Source organism: Exiguobacterium sp. s132, from assembly GCF_018617235.1.
Taxonomy (GTDB): domain Bacteria; phylum Bacillota; class Bacilli; order Exiguobacteriales; family Exiguobacteriaceae; genus Exiguobacterium; species Exiguobacterium profundum.
This window is the reverse complement of sequence record NZ_JACSJU010000001.1, coordinates 973,385-994,360: the sequence shown is the minus strand read 5'-3', so window position 1 is coordinate 994,360 and position 20,976 is coordinate 973,385. Positions and strand designations below refer to the sequence as shown.

General features: G+C 48.2%; 24 protein-coding genes. 18 read left to right on the top strand and 6 right to left on the bottom strand.

The genetic code is table 11. From position 1 onward, the window contains the following. Positions 1-111 precede the first annotated feature (111 nt). Positions 112-660 carry a PadR family transcriptional regulator gene (locus tag KNO78_RS05080; RefSeq protein WP_084543069.1) on the top strand — a complete coding sequence of 183 codons (549 nt, stop codon included), beginning with the start codon at positions 112-114 and terminating at the stop codon, positions 658-660. 5 nt (positions 661-665) lie between these two features. On the opposite strand, the gene KNO78_RS05075 is transcribed toward KNO78_RS05080, so the two are convergent. Continuing rightward, entirely contained in the window at positions 666-1,496 is an 831-nt protein-coding gene (locus tag KNO78_RS05075; protein ID WP_214690799.1) for an aldo/keto reductase, read from the bottom strand. 72 nt (positions 1,497-1,568) lie between these two features. Here KNO78_RS05075 and KNO78_RS05070 point away from each other — a divergent pair, with 72 nt between their 5' ends. Both KNO78_RS05070 and fur read left to right on the top strand, forming a co-directional pair. After that, positions 1,569-2,099 (top strand): NUDIX domain-containing protein, encoded by a 531-nt coding sequence (locus KNO78_RS05070; protein ID WP_214690800.1) that lies wholly within the window; start codon positions 1,569-1,571, stop codon positions 2,097-2,099. Positions 2,100-2,211: 112 nt separating this feature from the next. Then, complete coding sequence (gene fur / locus KNO78_RS05065) at positions 2,212-2,691, top strand: ferric iron uptake transcriptional regulator (protein ID WP_012726507.1); 480 nt, start codon at positions 2,212-2,214, stop codon at positions 2,689-2,691. A 42-nt stretch (positions 2,692-2,733) separates the two neighbouring features. Here fur and KNO78_RS05060 read toward each other — a convergent pair whose 3' ends face one another. From KNO78_RS05060 to KNO78_RS05045, 4 genes are read right to left on the bottom strand one after another with little or no spacing between them, the layout of a single operon-like run. Beyond that, complete coding sequence (locus KNO78_RS05060) at positions 2,734-3,570, bottom strand: Cof-type HAD-IIB family hydrolase (protein WP_214690801.1); 837 nt, start codon at positions 3,568-3,570, stop codon at positions 2,734-2,736. A gap of 19 nt (positions 3,571-3,589) precedes the next feature. Beyond that, positions 3,590-3,970 carry a VOC family protein gene (locus KNO78_RS05055; protein ID WP_074036798.1) on the bottom strand — a complete coding sequence of 127 codons (381 nt, stop codon included), beginning with the start codon at positions 3,968-3,970 and terminating at the stop codon, positions 3,590-3,592. Further along, positions 3,967-5,136, bottom strand: coding sequence for an MFS transporter (locus tag KNO78_RS05050; RefSeq protein ID WP_074036800.1), 1,170 nt, complete (start codon positions 5,134-5,136; stop codon positions 3,967-3,969). Before KNO78_RS05050 ends, KNO78_RS05055 begins: the two co-directional genes overlap by 4 nt. Then, a complete protein-coding gene (locus KNO78_RS05045) occupies positions 5,133-6,143 on the bottom strand; it encodes an ROK family protein (protein ID WP_214690802.1) in 1,011 nt (336 codons plus the stop codon). The genes KNO78_RS05050 and KNO78_RS05045 overlap by 4 nt, the downstream gene beginning before the upstream one ends. A 226-nt stretch (positions 6,144-6,369) precedes the next feature. On the opposite strand from KNO78_RS05045, the gene xerD reads away from it, so the two are divergent. From xerD to KNO78_RS05015, 6 genes are all read left to right on the top strand, one after another. Next, complete coding sequence (xerD, locus tag KNO78_RS05040; protein WP_167365518.1) at positions 6,370-7,254, top strand: site-specific tyrosine recombinase XerD; 885 nt, start codon at positions 6,370-6,372, stop codon at positions 7,252-7,254. Between the two features lie 23 nt (positions 7,255-7,277). Beyond that, positions 7,278-8,444, top strand: a complete 1,167-nt coding sequence (deoB, locus tag KNO78_RS05035; protein ID WP_196430830.1) for a phosphopentomutase — start codon at positions 7,278-7,280, stop codon at positions 8,442-8,444. Positions 8,445-8,457: 13 nt separating this feature from the next. After that, a complete protein-coding gene (locus tag KNO78_RS05030; RefSeq protein WP_012726501.1) occupies positions 8,458-9,267 on the top strand; it encodes a purine-nucleoside phosphorylase in 810 nt (269 codons plus the stop codon). 28 nt (positions 9,268-9,295) lie between these two features. Beyond that, entirely contained in the window at positions 9,296-10,597 is a 1,302-nt protein-coding gene (locus KNO78_RS05025; RefSeq protein ID WP_074036810.1) for a pyrimidine-nucleoside phosphorylase, read from the top strand. Positions 10,598-10,711: 114 nt separating this feature from the next. Then, the gene (locus tag KNO78_RS05020) at positions 10,712-11,152 is read left to right on the top strand and encodes a peptidylprolyl isomerase (RefSeq protein ID WP_074036812.1); all 441 of its coding nucleotides are present in this window, start codon (positions 10,712-10,714) and stop codon (positions 11,150-11,152) included. Positions 11,153-11,241: 89 nt separating this feature from the next. Continuing rightward, on the top strand, positions 11,242-11,598 hold the full coding sequence (locus KNO78_RS05015; protein WP_074036814.1) for a GCN5 family acetyltransferase: 357 nt from the start codon (positions 11,242-11,244) through the stop codon (positions 11,596-11,598). 54 nt (positions 11,599-11,652) lie between these two features. Here KNO78_RS05015 and KNO78_RS05010 read toward each other — a convergent pair whose 3' ends face one another. Next, complete coding sequence (locus tag KNO78_RS05010) at positions 11,653-12,135, bottom strand: DUF309 domain-containing protein (protein ID WP_214690803.1); 483 nt, start codon at positions 12,133-12,135, stop codon at positions 11,653-11,655. Positions 12,136-12,218: 83 nt separating this feature from the next. Between KNO78_RS05010 and KNO78_RS05005 the strand changes: the two genes are divergently transcribed. From KNO78_RS05005 to KNO78_RS04965, 9 genes are all read left to right on the top strand, one after another. After that, complete coding sequence (locus tag KNO78_RS05005; RefSeq protein WP_031423432.1) at positions 12,219-12,986, top strand: segregation/condensation protein A; 768 nt, start codon at positions 12,219-12,221, stop codon at positions 12,984-12,986. Then, positions 12,964-13,557: an SMC-Scp complex subunit ScpB gene (gene scpB, locus KNO78_RS05000; RefSeq protein ID WP_074036818.1), complete on the top strand. Its 594-nt coding sequence runs from the start codon at positions 12,964-12,966 to the stop codon at positions 13,555-13,557. Before KNO78_RS05005 ends, scpB begins: the two co-directional genes overlap by 23 nt. A 4-nt stretch (positions 13,558-13,561) precedes the next feature. Next, positions 13,562-14,320, top strand: a complete 759-nt coding sequence (locus KNO78_RS04995) for a pseudouridine synthase (protein ID WP_012726494.1) — start codon at positions 13,562-13,564, stop codon at positions 14,318-14,320. Between the two features lie 136 nt (positions 14,321-14,456). Further along, positions 14,457-15,038: a thiol-disulfide oxidoreductase ResA gene (gene resA / locus KNO78_RS04990; protein WP_047795228.1), complete on the top strand. Its 582-nt coding sequence runs from the start codon at positions 14,457-14,459 to the stop codon at positions 15,036-15,038. Positions 15,039-15,057: 19 nt separating this feature from the next. Next, positions 15,058-16,602: a cytochrome c biogenesis protein ResB gene (gene resB / locus KNO78_RS04985; RefSeq protein WP_159562414.1), complete on the top strand. Its 1,545-nt coding sequence runs from the start codon at positions 15,058-15,060 to the stop codon at positions 16,600-16,602. Further along, positions 16,602-17,786 carry a c-type cytochrome biogenesis protein CcsB gene (gene ccsB / locus KNO78_RS04980; RefSeq protein WP_031423441.1) on the top strand — a complete coding sequence of 395 codons (1,185 nt, stop codon included), beginning with the start codon at positions 16,602-16,604 and terminating at the stop codon, positions 17,784-17,786. Before resB ends, ccsB begins: the two co-directional genes overlap by 1 nt. Before the next feature lie 160 nt (positions 17,787-17,946). Continuing rightward, a complete protein-coding gene (locus tag KNO78_RS04975; protein ID WP_147538010.1) occupies positions 17,947-18,663 on the top strand; it encodes a response regulator transcription factor in 717 nt (238 codons plus the stop codon). Beyond that, positions 18,660-20,369, top strand: coding sequence for a HAMP domain-containing sensor histidine kinase (locus KNO78_RS04970; protein ID WP_143180242.1), 1,710 nt, complete (start codon positions 18,660-18,662; stop codon positions 20,367-20,369). The genes KNO78_RS04975 and KNO78_RS04970 overlap by 4 nt, the downstream gene beginning before the upstream one ends. A 49-nt stretch (positions 20,370-20,418) precedes the next feature. Then, positions 20,419-20,970, top strand: coding sequence for a cob(I)yrinic acid a,c-diamide adenosyltransferase (locus tag KNO78_RS04965; RefSeq protein WP_012726488.1), 552 nt, complete (start codon positions 20,419-20,421; stop codon positions 20,968-20,970). Positions 20,971-20,976 lie beyond the last annotated feature (6 nt).

The window sequence follows — 20,976 nt, the reverse complement described above, 5'->3', positions numbered from 1 at the left end:
TTTCTTCTATCTATTTTGTCGGGTTTTTAACGGGTCGTCAACAGATTGGCATTCTCGAAACCATTTGAGAATGTGATACACTATTAAAAATAGCATGAGAAGGAAAAGGTGATGGATATGGCGTTACGTCACGCATTGCTCGGGTTATTGACCCATCAGCCTGCGACCGGGTACGCCTTGAACGCGACGTTCAAGGCGCAGATGATTCATTTTTGGAACGCCCATCATACACAGATTTATCGGGAACTGTTAAAGATGGAAGAAGAGGCACTCGTTTCGGCGGAACATGTCTCTCAACAAGAGTTGCCAGACAAAAAAATATACTCCATCACGGATCGAGGACGAGAAGAGTTAATCAATTGGTTACGTCAACCAACGTCGTTCCAACCGAAAATGAAGGATGAAAACCTCCTGCGTGTCAGTCTGCTCCAATTGTTGCCGGTTGAAGAAGCGGTCCGATATATCGAAGAGACAAAGGCACACCATGAGCAGGTCGCACAACAGATTCGTATGTTTCAAGAAGAACATCAATCGGACGAGGATACACTTGGCTATTTGCTGACGAGCGAGTATGCGATCCGAATGATGGAGAACTATGCCGGATGGGCGGATTGGGCGATCGAACAGATTCAAGCACGCAACGAAAAACACGTGACCTGAGCGGATCAGGTCACGTGTTTTGTGTATGGGTGAACCGGTAAACGAGCGAGTAAGCGATCAAGCACTTCATCATCGGTTTTGGTCTCAAATGAACGAATCGTTTCGTTCAATTGCTTGACTGAAGAGGCGCCTGGTAAGACGACGTCACAGAACCGTTTTGCAGCTTCGAGTGCATAGGCTTGAATCGGTGTCGGCATCATCGCCAATTCACTTGCGAGTTCCTCTTTTCGCCACGTCTCAAATCCCTTATCTCCGAGACGAGTCTCCCATTCATCCGTTAATAGGCCTTTGGCAAGAACCCCTCGACCGACGATGGGGATTGAAATGTTGAGCGTCTCTGCCCGGCGGTCGAGTAGGGAATACGGTGTCATGAGAACATCGAGGGCACCGGATTTGACCCAATGGTTGATGACGTTCGGACGAATCGACGAGAGTCCGATTTGTCGGATTAGACCATCTCGTTTTTGTTTTTGTGCCCATTCAATCGTTGCGTCGAGGTCATCCTCGAGCGTGCCGCCATGTATATAATATAAATCCAGATAATCGGTTTTCAATCGCTCGAGCGATCCGTGCAATGCTTCCTCTAAATAGAACGGATCAGGATTCCAACGCATGCCCTCCTCAGTCAATTCATTGCCACCTTTACTCGCCAAAAACAAGTGTTGTCGCTCTTGACCCAACGTTTCCCCAATCACACGCTCGACAGCTTGTCGTTCATAGACGTCTGCCGTATCGATATGGCGAATCCCCGATTGAATGGCCGTTTCCAGGATATTCTTTGCCTCTTTCTCCCCATGTTTCAAAATCGTCATCGTTCCGAGTCCGAGTTCACTCATTTGGATTCCTCCTTGTTCGAAATGTAGGTTTGACTCATAATCAGAGTATATCGAAAAGTGAGGAGTAATCATATGGAAGAAAAAACGATTGAGCGGGAAGTCATTTATCAAGGCAAAATCTTCGATGTGGAAAAGCATGTCGTTTCCCTTCCGAACGGAAACACGTCTGTACGTGAACTCGTCTATCATAACGGAGCCGTCGCTGTACTCGTCATTGATGAATCGGACAACATCGTCATGGTGGAGCAGTACCGAAAAGCGTTTGAATCGATGTCGCTTGAGATTCCAGCCGGTAAGTTGGAAAAAGGCGAAGAGCCGATGGCGAGTGCCGAGCGCGAGCTCGAAGAGGAGACGGGCTACACGGCGGAATCGCTTGAAAAGATTTTTTCTTTCTACGGGGCACCTGGGTTCTGCAGTGAGCGGGTCGATGTATATGTCGCAAAAGGGTTATCTGCCGGTGAGATGAATTTAGACGAAGATGAATTTTTAAATGTGAAACGATACTCATTTGATAAAGCCGTCGATTTACTGGACCGAGGCATCATTACCGACGCCAAGACAATTATGGCAATCCAATGGTGGCAATTGTCTAGATTGAAATAATTCTAATCTAAGTACTTATATGATAAACTTACATAGTAATGATTTTAAATTGAAAATTGAGTAAAACTTCGGTATGCTTTCAGTAGTGAACTATGTAAAGAGGGGGCGCCTTATGGAAACGCGAATTGAACGAATTAAACAGCAATTGAGCGCCAAAGGATATAAATTAACACCACAACGTGAATCGACGGTACGTATCTTACTTGAGAATGAGAGTGACCATTTAAGTGCGGAGAACGTCTTCATGCTCGTGAAAAGCATCGCACCAGAAATTGGACTCGCAACGGTTTATCGCACATTAGAATTATTGACAGAGCTCGGCGTGGTCGATAAAGTCAACTTCGGTGACGGAGTTGCACGCTTTGACTTACGTCCAGAAGGGGCGAACCATTCGCACCACCATCTCGTCTGTGTCGAATGCGGCTCGGTCGAGGAAATCATGGAAGACTTGCTCGTCGATGTTGAGAAAAAAGTCGAGAGTAAATACGAATTTTTGATTAAAGACCATCGCTTGACGTTTCACGGTATCTGTAAAGTATGCCAAGCAAAAGGCGTCACACTCGAAGGTCATAAAGCAGTCATCAACGGTTAATGCAGAAAGGACAGACGACCCCAACAGGTCATCTGTCCTTTTTCAATGTGTGATATATCGCTCAAGAATCTTCGAAATCCCATCGTCGTTGTTTGATGTCGTGACCTCACTCGCAATGTCGATCAATGCATCGACGGCATTTCCCATGGCAATCCCAATTCCTGCGTATTCAATGATTGAACGGTCGTTATGACCATCTCCGAAAGCGATGACGCGGTCACGATTGATACACAAGTCCTCGAAGACGTGACGCAGCGCCTTCGCCTTATCAATGCCGAAATCGGTGAATTCATAATACATCGCCGCTGTGAACATACTCGTGACCCGACCTGTGAAAGGGCCAGCTAATGCAGTTGCATTCTCTCGTAAGTATGAAGGCTCGCCAGCAACGAGAATCTTATGGACGGGGAAGTCGATAATCTCGATTAAGTTCGGTTCTTCTCGCAATTGGAACTGACCGCCTCTCGATTCATATTCGATGATGTTAATCAATTTTCCATTCACTTCAAGTTGTCCCTCGAAAACGTCGCGCACATACATATACGTATCATCGTTAATCATTGGGATGACCTCGTAGTGCTCTAAGTGCTTTAAGATTGAGCGAACATCCTCGATTTGCATTGCTTGTTCAAAAAGCGTGTCGCCTGTAGAAGCGTCCGTGACACATGCTCCATTAGAAGAGACAATCAACCCGCCGAACTCGTTCAATTTCAACTCTTGTGCATAGCGAATCATCCCTCGCTTTGGACGTCCTGACGCAAGCACCACTTTGACACCTTGCTCTTGCAATGCAAGTAGCGTGCGCTTCGTCTGTTCCGTGATGATTTTCTCGTCATTTAACAGCGTTCCGTCTAAATCAAGTAAAATTGCCTGGATCATGTGTGTTGTCTCCTTCTGTTTAGATTGTCAATTCGATGATGTTGCCTTCCGGATCAAGGATGACGCTTTCGTAATAACCATCACCGGTCGTCCGTGGACCGTCAACGTGTGTGTATCCATCAAGTTGAAAGCGTTCCGTCAAGGCATCTACCGCGTGTTTACTTCCTAGTGAAAAGGCGAGATGTGCATACCCGGCCGATTCTTTCGGATGTTCTTTAAGGTGAGGTCGTCTCATCAGTTCGAGTCGGCAACGTGAACCTCGAAACGTTAAAAAGTACGATTCAAACTGTTTCTTCTCGTTTTCATATTTATCATTTGACTGTGCATCAAAATAGACTTCGTAAAACCTGCGCATGTTTTCGATATCGTTTACCCAAAGGGCGACATGTTCAATTCTCATATAGAATCCTCCTCTGATGTTCGTCTAATCATTTGATTCAACCGTTCTGTATTGAAGAGCATCCCGGTCATGATTAGGATGATCACAAACGGTAAAAAACGGAGTGAAGTCATAGACACGATTAATCCGAATAACGGGGGGAGAAACGTACTCCCTGAGTAGGCGAATGCCATTTGAAACCCCATCAAACGTTTCGATTGTGCCGAGCCAAACCGATTCGGCGTATCGTGAAGCATACTTGGATAAATCGGAGCCAATCCGAAGCCAATCAGCATCAAGCCGACGAGCATCGTCGCGGAGATTGGGATGAAGAAGAGGATGCTTCCGACAAGGGCGAGTATTTGTCCCATCCGAATCATCTGTTTGTTCGTGAAACGGAACGAGAGGAATCCGCTCACAAACCGTCCAATTGTGATACTACCGTAGTAGATGGACACCCATGCCGCAGCCGTCGCAATGGAAAACTGTTTCATCTGCACAAGATAACTGCTCGTCCATAACCCAATCAACGCTTCGACCCCGCAGTAAAGTAGAAATGTGGCCAATGCATAGGACACTCCGGTCGGTAGCTTGCGATCGAGTGTCGTGACGGCTGTTTCTTGAGGATGTGCAGTGGAATCCTCTTTCTGTTTCCAAAGTGGGAAAGACAACCACAATACGAGAGCTAAACTGAACTGAACGGCGGCGATAATCAAATAGCCGTCACGCCATCCATCCTCTGTTAATACACCCGCCATGACGAGTGGTCCCCCGGTCGCGCCGATTCCCCAAAAGCAGTGTAGCCAGTTCATATGATGTGCTTCGTAATGTTCGGCAACGTAATGATTCAGAGCGGCATCGACGGCACCGGCGCCTAGACCGAGCGGGATGGCGAATACGAATAGCCAACCGATTGAAGGAGCATAGTAGAATCCGAACAGACAGAGCGCTGTGAGTAATGTCGAACCGAACGTGACTTGTTTCGTGTCAAAATGTTTCAATAGTTTACCGCTCAGTAGACTCGAAAGAATCGTTCCACCAGCAATCGTCATAAAAATCCATCCGACCATCGATACGGGTGCGGAGAATTCTTGATGCATAAGTGGCCACCCGACACCGATGAGGGCATCCGGAAGACCAAGGCTGATAAATGCGAGATAGATCACGGCCAACAAAACAATCGTCATACGTCACCTCGCGGAATCGTTTCGAGCATCAATTCAATGCCGAGGCGAGCCAGTCCGGAAAAGTAATCCTCTTCCCATTCCCCAATCCGTAGACGAGGAAGGTGACGAGAGGGAAGATATCGTTCGCATGCGCGGTCGATGTGAGACAGATCGTCAGTAATGAGGTCGACGTCTGAAAAGATGAATGTGTGTGGGTTTAGTGTCGCAGCAAATGTAGCGACGAGCCGTCCTAATGCATCGATTTCTTCTTTTTTCAGAACATGTGGTCCATAAGGCTTGTTTTTTATGCGGTCAAAGAAAGTTGCATCATCATAAAGCGGAAGAAATGAAACTTCACCACTAAACCCGGATTGTCCGCGAGCGACATGTCCATCGAGCAAGATACCAGCACCTGGACCATTCTTTCCGAGGCCGAGATAGACGATGGACTGATGTGTTGTGGTCTCATCTCGTATGGAAAATCCATAGACGGCGGCATTCATATCATTTTCAATGACGACCGGAAGTCCAGTTCGTTCCATCAACCAGTTCTTCAAATCTAAATGCGCCAGTGATGGATATTCTGGGGCGAAAACAATTCGACCCGTATCGACTGCAGCGGCGACGCCGACAGAGATGGCACCGATTTTTATTGTGTGCTCATCGAATGTATCGACGAGTTTGCCTAACGTCTCTAAATGCGTGCCTGAGACTAAAGTTACACCTTCTTCAACATTCTGAGTTTTACAGTCAATCAAGCGATAGTGAATCTCGCTCGCTTCGATATATAGGGTCAGGCAACATCGGAATGTTGGATTGTATTTATAACTTTTTGCGGGTCTTCCTCCTTTTGGGGCAAGTTGACCGTGTTCGATGACTTCACCGTGTTCAATCATGTCATCAATCATCTTCTTAACGGTAGGGAATGAAACGTGTGTGGCCTTACTCAACTCGGAAATTGTCGAAACGTTGTGTAGGGCAATTTGCTTTCGGATGTCGACTAGTAATTCATGTTGTGGATCTTTCATCACGATTCAACTCCTATCCACTTTTTAAAATACTTTAATAAGTTATTTGTAGTATAACGTTTCTCATTTGAAGATGCCAGAAAAATAAGAATTCTGAGATGTATTTTTATCACGTAAACGTTCACAAAAAAGTGAATAAAAAATGAGGTCAGACATCTTCACAACAGTTTACATAAGTGATATGCTGTAAGCGTATTCAGGTGAAACAAGGAAGGAGGAGGGTATGATGCGTTCGCATATCGAGTCATTTCTTCAATACATGACAGTTGAAAAGCGGATGTCCGCGAATACGAGACAGGCGTATGCGAGCGATTTGACGCAGTACGCATCGACCTTGACCCAACTTGGGGTAGAAGAGTGGAATGAAGTGACACGTTCGCATATCGTCAAACATATCGAAGAACTGTCACAGGCGGGGCGTGCCTCGTCCTCATTAAGACGAGCTGTCAGTTCGATCCGGATGTTTCATCATCATCTCAAAATGACCGGAGTCACGACGACCGATCCGTCTCTTTACCTAGAATCTCCAAAAGCAGAAAAGCAACTTCCGGATACATGGTCACAAGCGGAAGTTGAACGTCTGTTGGACAGCGTCCCGACGTCGGACCCGCTCTCGTTACGAGACCGAGCCATGCTTGAATTGCTTTACGGGACAGGGATGCGGGTCAGTGAACTTTTAGGTTTGGATTTGGATGATTTGCAGTTCGAATTGGGGTATCTACAATGTGAAGGGAAAGGCGAGCGCGCAAGAATCATTCCGGTATCCTCGGTTGCCCAAAGTTTTGTCGAGCGTTACATCCAACAAGCTCGTAACGGACTTGGCGGCAGAGAGACCGAAGCGCTCTTTTTAAACGGCAGAGGAGGACGGCTCAGTCGCCAAGGATTTTGGAAGATGATCAAACGACGAGCCAAACTTGCTGGAATTGACAAAGAAATCACACCGCACGTACTCCGTCATTCTTTTGCGACACACCTTCTCGAGAACGGTGCGGATTTACGCGCCATTCAACAGATGCTCGGTCATGCGGATTTAGCGACGACGCAAGTGTATACACACGTCAACAAATCACGATTGCATGATGTGTATCGTAAGCATCACCCTCGTGCCTAGACACCGAAAAGGAGGAATTTTTTGTGAAGAAGTTTAAACGTATTTTCTTAGTCGTCATGGACTCGGTCGGTATCGGTGAAGCACCAGATGCTGAACAGTTCGGTGACAAAGGGGCCGACACGCTCGGGCATATCGCGCGTGAACATAACGGATTGAACATGCCGAACATGGGTAAACTTGGACTTTCGAACATCAAGCCGATTCAAGGCATCGATGCATCGGATGCACCGAGTGCGTATGGTCGCATGGAAGAAATCTCAGCTGGTAAGGATACGATGACAGGACATTGGGAAATCATGGGTCTTCATATCGATACACCATTCCGAGTATTCGAGGAGTTCCCTGATGACTTGATTCACCGCCTCGAAGAGTTCAGCGGACGTAAAATCATCGGGAACAAACCGGCGTCAGGAACAGAAATTTTGGACGAACTCGGTGAAGAGCATGTCGAGACTGGCGCTCTGATTGTCTATACATCAGCCGACTCAGTCCTTCAAATCGCAGCACACGAGGACATCGTGCCGGTTGATGAGTTGTACCGAATCTGCGAATACGCTCGTGAAATCACACGTGAAGATCCATACATGCTCGGACGAATCATCGCTCGCCCGTTCATCGGGACACCAGGAGCATGGGTCCGTACGGCAAACCGTCACGATTACGCCTTGAAACCATTCGGCAAGACCGTCATGAACACGCTTGAGGAAGCTGGGAAAGACGTCATCGCATTAGGGAAAATCAGCGATATTTACGATGGTGAAGGTGTGACAAAAGCGGTCCGCACGAAATCGAACATGGATGGCATGGACAAATTGGTCGAGTCGCTCGAGGAAGACTTCGAAGGGCTCTGCTTCTTGAATTTAGTTGACTTCGACGCATTATTCGGTCATCGTCGTGACCCGGAAGGCTATGCGGTCGCGCTTGAAGAGTATGACGCTCGCTTACCGGAAGTGATGGAGCGCCTTCGTGAAGATGACTTGCTCATCATCACGGCTGACCACGGAAATGACCCTGTTCATGCCGGTACAGATCACACGCGTGAATACGTTCCGCTCATCGTTCATCACAACGGAGCGAAGGCGGTTGATTTAGGCATTCGTGGTACGTTCGCAGATATCGGTGCGACCGTCGCTGACAACTTTAACGTTGCGGCACCATCAAACGGAAAGAGTTTCTTAAACGAAATTTGAGGAGGCAATATTCATGGTAAATTGGAACGAAACAAAAGCGTTTTTGCAGGAGCGTATGGGCAGTACACCAGAAATCGGACTCATTCTAGGGTCGGGACTTGGAGTCCTCGCGGACGAGATTGAGAACCCGGTAGCGATTCCTTATGAGGAGATTCCACACTTCCCGGTATCGACTGTCGAAGGACATGCGGGTCAACTCGTGTTCGGTGAACTTGAAGGAAAACGAGTCGTCGCCATGCAAGGACGGTTCCACTTCTATGAAGGATACTCGATGGAACAAGTGACGTTCCCGGTTCGTGTCCTCAAATTGATCGGTGTCGAGACTCTCATCGTCACAAACGCGGCAGGAGCGTGTAACGAGTCATTCAACCCAGGCGACTTGATGATCATCACAGATCATATTAACTTCTTTGGTACGAGCCCGCTCATCGGGAAGAACGCGAGTGAATTCGGGACACGTTTCCCTGACATGTCAGAAGCGTACGATAAAGAGCTCGTGAAATTGACAGAACGTGTCGCTTCAGACCTTGGACTTTCTGTACAAAAAGGGGTTTACTTCGGTAACACAGGTCCTACGTACGAAACACCAGCTGAAGTCAAAATGGCCCGTCTTCTCGGTGGCGACGTCGTCGGTATGTCGACCGTTCCAGAAGTCATTGTCGCGCGTCATTCGGATATGCGTGTCCTCGGGATCTCGTGTGTCTCGAACATGGCAGCAGGCATCTTAGATCAACCACTCAACCATGAAGAAGTCATCGAAACGACAGAGCGCGTTCGTCAAGACTTCCTCTCTCTCGTACGTGGCACGATTAAAAGCATGTAAGTAACTTAATTTTAGGAGGACGACAGTTATGCGTATGGTCGATTTGATTTTAAAGAAACGTAACGGTGGAGAATTGAACGAAGAGGAGATTCGCTTCGTTGTCGAAGGTTTCACGAACGAATCAATCCCTGACTATCAGATGTCAGCCTTATCGATGGCCATCTACTTCAATGGGATGACTGAAAACGAGACGGCTGCATTGACAATGGAAATGGTGAAGTCTGGTGATACGATTGACCTTTCCAACATCGAAGGGAAAAAAGTTGACAAGCACTCGACGGGCGGCGTCGGGGACAAAATCAGCTTGATCGTGGCACCACTCGTTGCTTCAATCGGCATCCCCGTTGCGAAGATGAGCGGTCGTGGTCTCGGTCACACGGGTGGTACGATTGATAAGCTCGAATCATTCCCGGGGTTCAACGTTGAATTGACGGAAGAACAATTCACGAAACAAGTAAATGATATCAAAATGTCGATCATCGGTCAGACAGGGAACTTGACGCCTGCCGATAAGCGCTTGTATGCGCTCCGCGACGTTACGGCTACGGTCGAATCGATCCCGCTCATCGCAAGTTCAATCATGTCGAAGAAGATTGCAGCAGGCGCGGACAGTATCGTTCTTGACGTCAAGACAGGTTCTGGCGCGTTCATGAAATCGTTTGATGATGCGAAAGCCCTCGCGGAAGAAATGGTCGCAATCGGGAAAAACGTCGGACGTAAGACGGTCGCGGTCATCACAGACATGGACCAACCGCTCGGCTTTGAAATCGGGAACGCGAACGAAGTGAAAGAAGCGATTGAAGTCCTCTCAGGTAAAGAAGTCGAAGATTTGAAAACAATCGCTCTCACGATCGCTGGACATATGGCTGTCCTCGGTGAATTCTATCCAACGTTTGAAGAAGCATATGCCGACCTTGAGAAGCGCATTGCAGATGGACACGCCCTCGAGGTGTTCCGCAAGTTCGTCGAAGCACAAGGTGGCGACGCATCACTCGTCGATGATGTGACGAAATTACCACAAGCTTCATATGAGACGACATTCGTCGCAAAAGAAGCAGGTTATGTCGAGTCGATCATCGCAGACGAAGTAGGTGTTGCGGCGATGCTTCTCGGTGCAGGACGCGCGACAAAAGAAGACAAAATCGACTTTGCGGCAGGCATCACGCTTGAGAAAAAAGTCGGCGACCGTGTCGAGGTAGGCGATGTGATCGCGGTACTCCGTTCGAACATCGAAGACATGTCTTCAGCCATCGAGCGTTTAGACCATGCGTATACGATCGGTGCAACGAAACCAGAGGCCCGTCCACTCGTTCACGCGGTGATTCAATAAGGCAGAACGTCTGTTTCCACAAAAAAGTGGAGACAGACGTGTTTTTTTGATAAGATGGGTAATGTGAGTGTCAAACAGCAGGATACATATTATGAAAAAGGGGTTGCTTGAAACATGAAAAAAGGTTCTATGAAACTTGAAAATGGCGAAATGATTGAATTTGATTTATTCCACGGTGAAGCACCAATCACGGTCGAAAACTTCGAAAAACTTGCGAACAGCGGGTTTTACAACGGATTGACGTTCCACCGTGTCATCCCTGGTTTCGTCAGCCAAGGTGGTTGCCCACAAGGAACTGGAATGGGTGGCGCAGGCTATACGATTCCTTGTGAGACATCGACATCGTTCCCACACAAACACGAAGCGGGTTCACTCTCAATGGCCCACGCAGGTCGTGACACAGGGTCTTCACAGTTCTTCATCGTCCATGAGCCACAACCGCATTTGGATGGTGTCCATACGGTATTCGGTAAAGTGACATCTGGTCTTGAGCATGCCGTCAAACTTCGTCAAGGTACGAAGATGGCAGAAGTGAAGGTTTGGGACGAGAATTGATTTTTGCCTGAAGGGTATGGCACAATGAACCATGTCTCTCACGTGTTCACGTCGTGAAACTTGAATGACAAAAGGTGGTGAACCCAGCAATGCTGGTCAAATATAAACGTTCTTATGAAAAGACGGCGATGGGTCTACTCGCATTCTCATGCAGTGACAAATCTCCGCTAAGCTTGCTTGAACTCGTCCGATCGTATGACGAGGAGGAGTCGAAGTTCCTCTATTTGTGGAAAGTCGGTGAAGACTTCGTTGGTATCATTGGTATGGAGCAACAAGAAACGACAATGGTCATCGACCATATCGCCTTGTCGCCATCATTCCGTGGCGAGAAACGTTCTTACGAGCTTCTAGACGAGGTAAGAAACGTCCTTCCACTTGATTTGACGCTAACCGGTACAGGCAAGACGGGCGATTTATTGGATAAATGGAATCAATTAGTCGTCTGACGATAAAAACCCCTGCAATCACGACCCTGTGACTGCGGGGGTTTTGCATGTGGTTCAGGAATGGCTAGCGGAATTCCTCGCTCGTTGACGTTCGAGAAGGGCAGATTTCCGTTCCATAATCACTTCGCTCCGGTCACGGTGTAGATGTTTATGAACGAGTTCCTCGAACGCCAGGTCCGTCGATGGAAACGTCGATTTTAGGGATTCGACCGTCTCACGGACATCTGATTGCAATGGAAGCGTCGCGCGAAGCGGCCATTCCTCGAGTTGTGCGATGAAGGAGTCGACATCTAGACCGAGTTTATTCAAATAGGGAGAAGCGATGTCAATCTTTCGACGTAAGAGTCGCAAGCTCTTTTTTGCACCGACCAAATTGTCGCGCCGGAGGTGATAGTGGATGACAGCATATTGGATGAGCGCTGCATAGCCGTGGTGACGGCGTCCGTCTGCCTGCCACGCCTCTTCTAATACCTCATGACATTCGAAATAATCGGCATGACATTCAAAAAGCAACGTATAATGAATAAAAGGGGTCATGAATCAATTTTCTCCTTTCGTGTCCACGGTGTTATAAAACATGTTATACTAAAGCGCAAAAATGTAAAATGGCAGGTGTCTCTATGGAAGCCTATAACGTTAAAATTGATACGTTCGAAGGTCCACTCGACCTGTTGCTCCATTTGATTGGAAAAATGGAGATTGATATCGTCGACATTTCCGTGGCAGAAGTCACTGACCAGTATGTCGGCTATATTCGCACGATGCAAAAATTTGAACTCGATGTGGCCAGTGAATACTTGGTCATGGCGGCGACGTTGCTCCAATTGAAGAGCAAACAATTGTTACCGCCAGTTTCGGTCGAGGATGAAGAGGTTCCAGACTTCAGTGAGGAACCGACGCGTGAAGGTCTCATTCGTCAATTGATTGAATACAAAGCATATAAAGAAGCGGTCGTCTTCATGCGTGAACAAGAAGAACACCGGCTTGAATTGTATACGCGACCGGGTGAAGATTTGACGACTTATATGTCTGAAGAGGTGTCTAAGTATGACGGACCACTCAACTTCTCGGATCTTCTCCACGCCTATTCGAAGATGATTGAACGGAAACGTTGGAAAGAACGACGCAAAAAGACGATCAAGCGGGAAGAGCGTACGCTTGAAGAGCAGATGACGCGTCTTCATGAACACGTATCGTCGACGAGACAAACGTCGTTTTTCGCCTTTTTTGTTGAGCAACCGAACGTCTCGGATCTCGTGGTAACGTTTATGGCGCTTCTTGAGCTGATCAAGCTACGGGTCGTCGTAACAAAACAACTCGACCAAGATATTCAAATCTCATTCATTGAACCATCAAAGAAAGGGGATGAAGCGGTTGCTGTCTTATGAGACGATTATTGAAGGATTGCTGTTCGTCGTCGGTGATGAAGGGATGGAAGTACGCGCGCTCGCCGAGACGCTCGATATCTCAGAAGCTGCGGCACGAGAACAGCTCAGTAAGCTAGAGACATCGTTCAAATCATCGAATCGGCCGTTTCAGCTCATGGAATCGGCAGGTGTCTACAAGCTCGTGACCGTTCCGGACGTCTCTCCGTACATTCAAAAATATGTCGGGACGATGGCTGAGCAGGCGCTCTCACGTGCAGCGATGGAGACGCTTGTTATCATCGCCTACAAACAGCCGGTCACACGAGCGGATATCGAAGAGATTCGCGGGGTCAAAGTCGAACGGGTCATCCATACGTTGTTATCGAAAGGATTGATCGAATCGGCTGGTCGTGCGAAGACGATTGGTCGTGCCAAGCTGTATCGTACGACAGAGCACTTCCTCGACCATTTCGGGTTCAACTCGCTCGAAGAATTGCCACCATTAACATTTGAGGATGAACTGACAGACGAAGGCGATTTGTTCTTCGGTCAGGAATCACCGAAGCAAGAAGAGAGATTGGAGAAGGATTAATCATATGGAACGTTTGCAAAAAGTAATCGCACAAGCGGGGGTCGCCTCGCGTCGGAAAGCGGAAGAAATGATTTTGGATGGTCGCGTCCGCGTGAACGGAAAAGTCGTCCGTGAACTCGGGACGAAAGTTGGACCGAAGTCAGAGATTGAAGTCGATGGCGTCAAAATCGAACAAGAAGAACATGTCTACTATTTGCTTTATAAACCGAGTGGCTACGTATCGACGGTCGATGACGACAAAGGACGTAAAGTCATCACAGACCTCGTCCCACCAGGAGCACGTGTATTCCCGGTCGGTCGTCTTGACTACAACACGACGGGTCTCATCATCTTGACGAACGATGGCGAGTTCTCGAACATGATGACACACCCGAAATATAAAATTCAAAAGCGTTATGTGGCAAAAGTGAAGAACATCCCATCTTACTTGGCCATCAAACAGCTTGAGTCTGGTGTCGAACTCGATGACGGATTCAAAACGGGAAGTGCGAAAGTGAAGATGAAGTCTGTAGACCAGAAGAAGAACACAGCCATCCTCGAAATCGTCATCTCGGAAGGTCACAATCGTCAAATCCGTCGGATGGTGGAAGCCATTGGTTCAGAGGTCATCAAACTGAAGCGTGAACAGTTCGGTTTCTTGACGCTCGACGGTCTGAACACGGGCGACTGGCGTGAACTTTCACACAAAGAAATCAGTAAGCTTCGGGAACTTGCGAACCCTACCGTTCCACCGAAACCACGAGGCAAAAAGAAGAAAAAATAACAACAAAAAATCGTCCTGAAATAGGATGATTTTTTTGATTGTGTAGATTGTGTGACAAAAAAATGAAAAAAGTCTGTTAATGTGCGTTTTTAATGTTTTTTCAGTACAATAGCAACTGAAGGATGGTGTGAAAACGATGACAAAAGATCAACAAAAAGACGACCGGATGGAACAAGCGGTCGCAAAAAAGAAAAAGAGGTCATTTTGGCGGATGATGATCATGACGGTCGTTCTCTTCGCGGGAGCGGTTACGATTATGCAAACATTCGACCAAGCGGGTAACGATGGACGCATCGAGGCGGGCGACGAGGCACCGAACTTCAAGCTCGTCACACTCGACGGTTCGACCTTGTATGAGCGAGATAACTACGAAGGGAAAGGGATGCTCTTGAATTTCTGGGGTACGTTCTGTGAACCGTGTAAGAAAGAGATGCCGGTCGTACAAGAAAACTATGCGACACTTCAAGACATGGGTGTCGATTTTTGGGCCGTGAACGTCGGAGAGACACCGCTTCGTGTCGATAATTTCATCAACGACCTTGGTGTCGGGCTCGACTATCCGATTTTGATGGATACCCAGAGCGAAGTCGAAGGAGCGTATGGCATTTATAACCTACCCGTCACATTCGTCATCGATGGTGAAGGGAACGTAATTGAAAAGTATGAAGGTGAACTCACGAAAGAGAAATTGATGGAGCTAGCCGAGAAGTCATTGTAAGCGAACGGGGGACGCACAGATGCTAGATATGAAATACGAAGGCGCTGATTTACGGTCGAAGCGTCGTCCGAAATCGATCATTGACCGTGTGTGGAACTTCTTTGCATCGGTCAAAGTGGGGTTGTGGTTAATTGCATTGATTATTGTCGGTTCGGCAATCGGAACAATCTTTCCTCAAGAGATGTACATCCCACAACAATTACCGCCTGAACAATATTATATGGAGGAGTATGGAACACCGGGTTCTATTTATTACGCCCTCGGATTCCATAACCTATACACATCGTGGTGGTACATCGGTCTGATTGTCATGTTGACGCTCTCACTCGTCGTCGTGTCGATTGACCGTGGGGTTCCGCTCTATAAGGCGCTTAAAAAACAACCGGTCAGACGGACAGAACGTTTTATGAAGGGGCAACGTCTCTTCGGACAAGGTGATGGGACGGAGGCTCAAATTGATGAGATCGCAGTCGCACTTAAAAAGAAACGATATACCGTCAAACGGGACGGCGATGCTCTGTTAGCAGAGAAACACCGGTTTGGTCGTTGGGGTCCGTACGTCAACCACCTCGGACTTGTCATCTTCTTCCTAGGGGCGATGCTGCGAGTGTTCCCTGCATTCCATACGGATACGCTCGAATGGGTGCGTGAAGGCGACACGGTGTCGCTAGAGGCGACTGACGGCGAGTACTACTTACGGAACGACCAGTTCATTCTTGAAATGTACGACCCTGAGAACAATGAAGAGGACGCGAAGTTCGCGGCCGCCATTGAAAAAGCAGGAGCCGTTCCTAAAAATTATGAGACAGAGTTGACGTTATTCAAAAAGACGGGAACGAACGAGGACGGATCGCCGCAACTCGAGCAAGTCGATGTCGGTTCGACGAAAGTCAACCACCCGTTTAAGTTCGATAAATTTGAAGTGTATCAGGAACAATATTCAAGTCGTCCAGAGTTCTTATCGATGTCGTTCATGTTGGCAGATAAAGAAACCGGCGACGAATATGGTCCGTTCAAAGTTGATTTGGAGAATCCGGAAAAGTCTTATGAGCTCGATGGGGTCACCGTCACGTTGAAAGATTTGTATCCAGACTTTGAAGTGAAAGATGGACAACCGAATACGAAATCACCACGTGCACTGAATCCTGCCTTCTTCTTCAACGTTGAATCACCTGAAGGAGAAACGGAGTCGAATTTAATCGGCATTCGTCTGAATGTCGCTGATGAAGAGAACCGCTACGATGTCCAGTTTGCAGGTACAGAGATGGCGAGCACGAGTGGTTTACGTGTGAAGAGTGACTCCACCTATCCGATTTTGATCGTCGGTGCCACGATCTTTATGATCGGTATTGCGATGGGCATGTACTGGCCACACCGTCGCGTTTGGATCCGTCGTCATGAAGAGGGCGTGCTTGTAGCCGGTTTTACGAATAAAAACCCGTCCTCGCTCCGTCGTGAAGTGTCGCCGCTATTAGAACAAACTGGCTTACCGATGTGGGAAGACCAGGCGAGATTCACAGAGAAGTCGGAGAACGAGTCAACAGATGAAAGAGGGGAATCTTGATGGAATGGATTGAATGGAGCAGCCGAATGCTGTTTATCGCGTTCTTCCTGTACGCAATCTCGACGGTTCTCTTTACGATTGCCGTCAGTGGTATGCGTAAAGATCGAAACGTCAACCGTGTTGCCTATGGGAAATACGCCTTTATCTTGGCAATCATCGGCTTTGTCGCTCAAATGACATATTTCTTTATGCGCTGGGCAGGTGTCGGCTATGCGCCGGTATCAAACTTGTACGAATATACGACGTTCTTCGGTATGATGATGGTACTTGGGTTCCTCGTCGTATATGGAATTTATAAAAATGATGTACTCGGCTTGTTCGCGATGCCGGTGGCGTTACTCGTCATCGCCTTCGCTTCAATGTTCTCGAGTGAGGTCGCACCGCTCATCCCGGCACTCAACAGTGTATGGCTGAAAATTCACGTTACGACGGCTGCGCTCGGACAAGGGATTTTGGCCATTAGTTTTGCATCGGGACTCATTTTCTTATTGAACGAAACATCGATGAAAGAACAGTCTAAGTCACGGACGTGGCTCGAAGTGACGATGTTTGTCCTCATGTGCACGCTCGGCTTCATCATCGTCTCGATGTTATTCAAGGGGATTGGTGCCGGAGGTGTCGTCGAGTTCACGAACGACCGCGGTCAAGCGGAGACGTATGAATATTTCATGCCGATCTTGTTCGTCCCAGAAGGGGCACAACTCGTGTCTGGCGCGAGTGGCTTGTCACTCGAGCTCCCGAACTGGATCAATACACTCAAGTTGAACACGCTCATCTGGTCGGTCATCGGCGGAATTGTAATCTATGTGTTGCTCCGCTTTGTCATCTTGCGTAAACGCGTCGCTGAAGCGCTCCAACCCCTTGCAAAAAAAGTCGATCTCGACCTTGCTGATGAAATCAGCTATCGCTCGGTCGCGATTGGATTACCGGTCTTTATCCTTGGTGGTCTGATCTTTGCGATGATTTGGGCACAGATTGCCTGGAACCGTTTCTGGGGATGGGACCCGAAAGAAGTTTGGGCCCTCATCACGATGCTGATCTATATTTACTACTTGCATATGCGCATTCAGCGTGGCTGGACAGGAACGAAAGCGGCCTGGTTATGTGTCGGTGGATTTGCCATCATCATGTTCAACCTCGTCTTCGTCAACCTGGTCATTGCCGGTCTGCATTCGTATGCCTGACATAAAAGAAGTCACAATTGTGACTTCTTTTTCATTTGGTCCATCAAATCATCGTTGTGAAGCGAAATAATAGAGTGGTATAGTTATGGCAGAGAGTGGAATGTTCACAATTGTGCAACATTCGCTACAACTCGTAATGGGTCTTAGGAGGGTTTCAGGTATGGCTGAGAAAACGAAGATTTTAGTAGTCGACGACGAGGAGAGAATTCGCCGACTTTTGAAAATGTACTTAGAACGTGAACAGTATGTGATTGAAGAAGCGGTCAATGGCGAAGAGGCGCTCGCGCTTGCCCTTGATAACGAATACGACGTGATCTTGCTTGATTTGATGATGCCAAAGATGGATGGGGTTGAAGTATGTACAGAACTCCGGAAGACGAAAGCGACTCCGGTCATCATGCTCACGGCGAAAGGTGAAGAAATCGACCGTGTCCAAGGATTCGAAGTCGGGGCGGATGATTATATCGTCAAGCCGTTCAGTCCGCGTGAAGTCGTGCTCCGCGTCAAAGCATTGCTTCGCCGCTCTGGTTCGACGAAGTTCATGCACACGAGTGAGAAGTCGAAGGATTTGATCGTCTTCCCACATCTGACAATCGATAATGATGCACACCGCGTCACGGTGGACGGCGAGGAAATCGCCCTCACACCAAAAGAATATGAGTTATTGTTCTTCCTCGCAAAACAGGTGGATAAAGTCTTTTCACGAGAGCAGTTGTTAAAAGAAGTATGGAACTACGAATTTTTCGGAGACCTTCGGACCGTCGATACGCATGTGAAACGTCTTCGTGAGAAATTGAATCGTGTCTCACCGGACGCGGCGCATATGATCACGACCGTATGGGGTGTCGGGTACAAGTTCGAAGCTGCCAGTGAATGATGATTCGTCGAAACAGCATCGTCACGAAACTGTGGCTGACGATTCTCGTTTTGGTCAGTGTCATCTTATTCATCGTCTCGGTGTTGATGCTTGAATTTTTTAATTCCTTTCATATCGACCAGGAACGAGGCCATCTTGCCAAGCTCGGTGGACAGGTCCAATCGGTTTTGTTGAATGAAGGTGACACGTCCCAGACGATTGATCAAATCATCGAAGTGTACGGGGCTAACTATATCTTAGAGAACGGGACGACCCGATCGAATTTTGGAAATCAAGTGGATGGTTTGATGGTGGAACTTGAACGACAGGATTGGGAAACCTATCAGGCGGTCGGTGAGACGGCCATCGGGAATTTCTCATCTTTTGACGACCAGGCCGCACTAGCGTATCGGACGACCTTCTCCTTATCGACAGGACAGTATACGCTCTACCTGCTCGAACCGCTCGATGCGATCTCGAGTGCGAACGCGGGAGCACGGACCATCATTCTTTGGACCGTCGCTTCGGCCATCATCGTCACGACCGTCTTCGCTTTCTTCTTGTCGACACGAATCACGGCACCGCTCCGAGCGATGCGGGATGCAGTCAATAAGACGGGAGAGGGGCAATTTGATTTGCGTTTGGAGACGAAGACACGGGATGAGATTGGAGAACTCGCTGCTTCTTTCAACGCAATGAGCAGTCAGCTTTCGAAGTATGTGAATGCCCTTGACCGGGAACGGCTGCAACTTGCGTCGATTCTTCGTTCGATGGCAGACGGTGTCATTACACTCGATCGTCATGCGAACGTGATTGTCACGAACCCGCAAGCGAGTCCATTACTTCAAGATGGGCAACCACATGAAGTCGTATTGTCTCTTTATGAGGAAGTGATGGAGGGGACGTCTGAAAAGACGATCGAAGTGAAACAGGATGAGCGGTACTATACACTGACAGTCACACCACTCGTCGGAGAAGACGATTTCGAGGGTGCTGTCGTTGTCATCCGGGATACGTCAGAAAGTCATCGACTCGATAAGATGCGGACCGATTTTGTGGCGAACATTAGCCATGAACTCCGGACACCGCTCGTGACGCTTCAAGGGTATTCAGAGGCAATCATCGATGGCATCACTGAGAGTGACGAGGCGACGAAAGAGTTCGCCTCCATCATCTATGATGAATCGCTCCGCTTGGCAAGACTCGTCAATGATTTGTTGGATTTGGCACGCATCGAATCGGGTAAAGAGACGATGCATTTCACTTCGTTTGATATCGGTGATTTCTTGCCCCGAGTCATGCGAAAGTTCAATCAGATGGCATCTGAAAAAGAGATTCGTTTACAGACCGACGCCCCGCACCGTCTCATCGAGGCGGATGGCGATCGTCTCGAGCAAGTGTTCACCAACTTGATTGGCAATGCTATCGCGCATACCGATTCTGGAGAAATTCGGATTGAGGCCACAGAAGAGACGGACGGGCTACGGATTCAGTTGACGGATACAGGTCATGGAATTCCAAAAGAGGATTTGCCGTTCGTTTTCGAGCGATTCTATAAAGCCGATAAAGCCCGGACCAGTGGTTCGAAGACAGGGACAGGCATCGGACTCGCGATCGTGAAGAATGTGGTCGATGCCCATCACGGAAAAGTGAGCGTATCGAGTACACTCGGGGTCGGAACCACCTTCGAGATTTACTTACCATTTGAACAACCACACAACTCGTAATGGTGACTCGCTTGAGTCACCATTTGTGGCATTTTAAGGGGGGAGTCGAATGAAACGTTATACACGAACGGGCGACAAGGGTGAAACATCATTAATCGGTAGTCGTGTCGAGAAATCCCATCCTCAGATTGAAGCGATGGGTCATCTCGATGAGTTGAATAGTCAGATTGGACTCGCCATCGCGCATCAAGAGGATGAGACGCTCCGAATACAGCTGACGAAGATTCAGCACGACTTGTTCGACCTCGGTTCGGAGCTGATGTATGCTGAGGCACCGCCAAAAATGGTCGATTTGTCAATCGTGACGGAACTAGAACGATGGATGGATGAGTGGGAGGAGTCCTGTCCGGAACTTGTGCGCTTCATCCTTCCGGGCGGCAGCGTTGCCGCAGCTAGCTTACATGTGGCTCGTGCCGTCTGTCGACGGGTCGAGCGTGACTTAGCGGCTCTCGGAGTCGCAGACCGGCAATTGCCTTACTTTAACCGCTTGAGTGATTATTTATTTACGGTTGCCCGTTACGCGAACGTCGTGGCAGGGGTGCCGGATCAAGAATATGCGCGCGGCGCTGCCGTGTTTCAACCAAAACGAAAAAAGGAGTGATCGGCA

Bases quoted from the DNA above. Each gene is read 5' to 3' on its own strand.
- KNO78_RS05055 (WP_074036798.1), bottom strand. From the start codon at position 3,970: ATGAGAATTGAACATGTCGCCCTTTGGGTAAACGATATCGAAAACATG.
- KNO78_RS05020 (WP_074036812.1), top strand. From the start codon at position 10,712: ATGAAAAAAGGTTCTATGAAACTTGAAAATGGCGAAATGATTGAATTT.
- KNO78_RS04965 (WP_012726488.1), top strand. From the start codon at position 20,419: ATGAAACGTTATACACGAACGGGCGACAAGGGTGAAACATCATTAATC.
- ccsB (WP_031423441.1), top strand. From the start codon at position 16,602: ATGGAATGGATTGAATGGAGCAGCCGAATGCTGTTTATCGCGTTCTTC.
- KNO78_RS05010 (WP_214690803.1), bottom strand. From the start codon at position 12,135: ATGACCCCTTTTATTCATTATACGTTGCTTTTTGAATGTCATGCCGAT.
- KNO78_RS05030 (WP_012726501.1), top strand. From the start codon at position 8,458: ATGGTAAATTGGAACGAAACAAAAGCGTTTTTGCAGGAGCGTATGGGC.
- KNO78_RS04995 (WP_012726494.1), top strand. From the start codon at position 13,562: ATGGAACGTTTGCAAAAAGTAATCGCACAAGCGGGGGTCGCCTCGCGT.
- resA (WP_047795228.1), top strand. From the start codon at position 14,457: ATGACAAAAGATCAACAAAAAGACGACCGGATGGAACAAGCGGTCGCA.
- KNO78_RS05070 (WP_214690800.1), top strand. From the start codon at position 1,569: ATGGAAGAAAAAACGATTGAGCGGGAAGTCATTTATCAAGGCAAAATC.
- KNO78_RS05025 (WP_074036810.1), top strand. From the start codon at position 9,296: ATGCGTATGGTCGATTTGATTTTAAAGAAACGTAACGGTGGAGAATTG.
- KNO78_RS05045 (WP_214690802.1), bottom strand. From the start codon at position 6,143: ATGAAAGATCCACAACATGAATTACTAGTCGACATCCGAAAGCAAATT.
- KNO78_RS05060 (WP_214690801.1), bottom strand. From the start codon at position 3,570: ATGATCCAGGCAATTTTACTTGATTTAGACGGAACGCTGTTAAATGAC.
- KNO78_RS04975 (WP_147538010.1), top strand. From the start codon at position 17,947: ATGGCTGAGAAAACGAAGATTTTAGTAGTCGACGACGAGGAGAGAATT.
- KNO78_RS05075 (WP_214690799.1), bottom strand. From the start codon at position 1,496: ATGAGTGAACTCGGACTCGGAACGATGACGATTTTGAAACATGGGGAG.
- KNO78_RS05005 (WP_031423432.1), top strand. From the start codon at position 12,219: ATGGAAGCCTATAACGTTAAAATTGATACGTTCGAAGGTCCACTCGAC.
- KNO78_RS05080 (WP_084543069.1), top strand. From the start codon at position 112: ATGGATATGGCGTTACGTCACGCATTGCTCGGGTTATTGACCCATCAG.
- KNO78_RS04970 (WP_143180242.1), top strand. From the start codon at position 18,660: ATGATGATTCGTCGAAACAGCATCGTCACGAAACTGTGGCTGACGATT.
- KNO78_RS05015 (WP_074036814.1), top strand. From the start codon at position 11,242: ATGCTGGTCAAATATAAACGTTCTTATGAAAAGACGGCGATGGGTCTA.
- resB (WP_159562414.1), top strand. From the start codon at position 15,058: ATGCTAGATATGAAATACGAAGGCGCTGATTTACGGTCGAAGCGTCGT.
- xerD (WP_167365518.1), top strand. From the start codon at position 6,370: ATGCGTTCGCATATCGAGTCATTTCTTCAATACATGACAGTTGAAAAG.
- KNO78_RS05050 (WP_074036800.1), bottom strand. From the start codon at position 5,136: ATGACGATTGTTTTGTTGGCCGTGATCTATCTCGCATTTATCAGCCTT.
- scpB (WP_074036818.1), top strand. From the start codon at position 12,964: ATGAAGCGGTTGCTGTCTTATGAGACGATTATTGAAGGATTGCTGTTC.
- fur (WP_012726507.1), top strand. From the start codon at position 2,212: ATGGAAACGCGAATTGAACGAATTAAACAGCAATTGAGCGCCAAAGGA.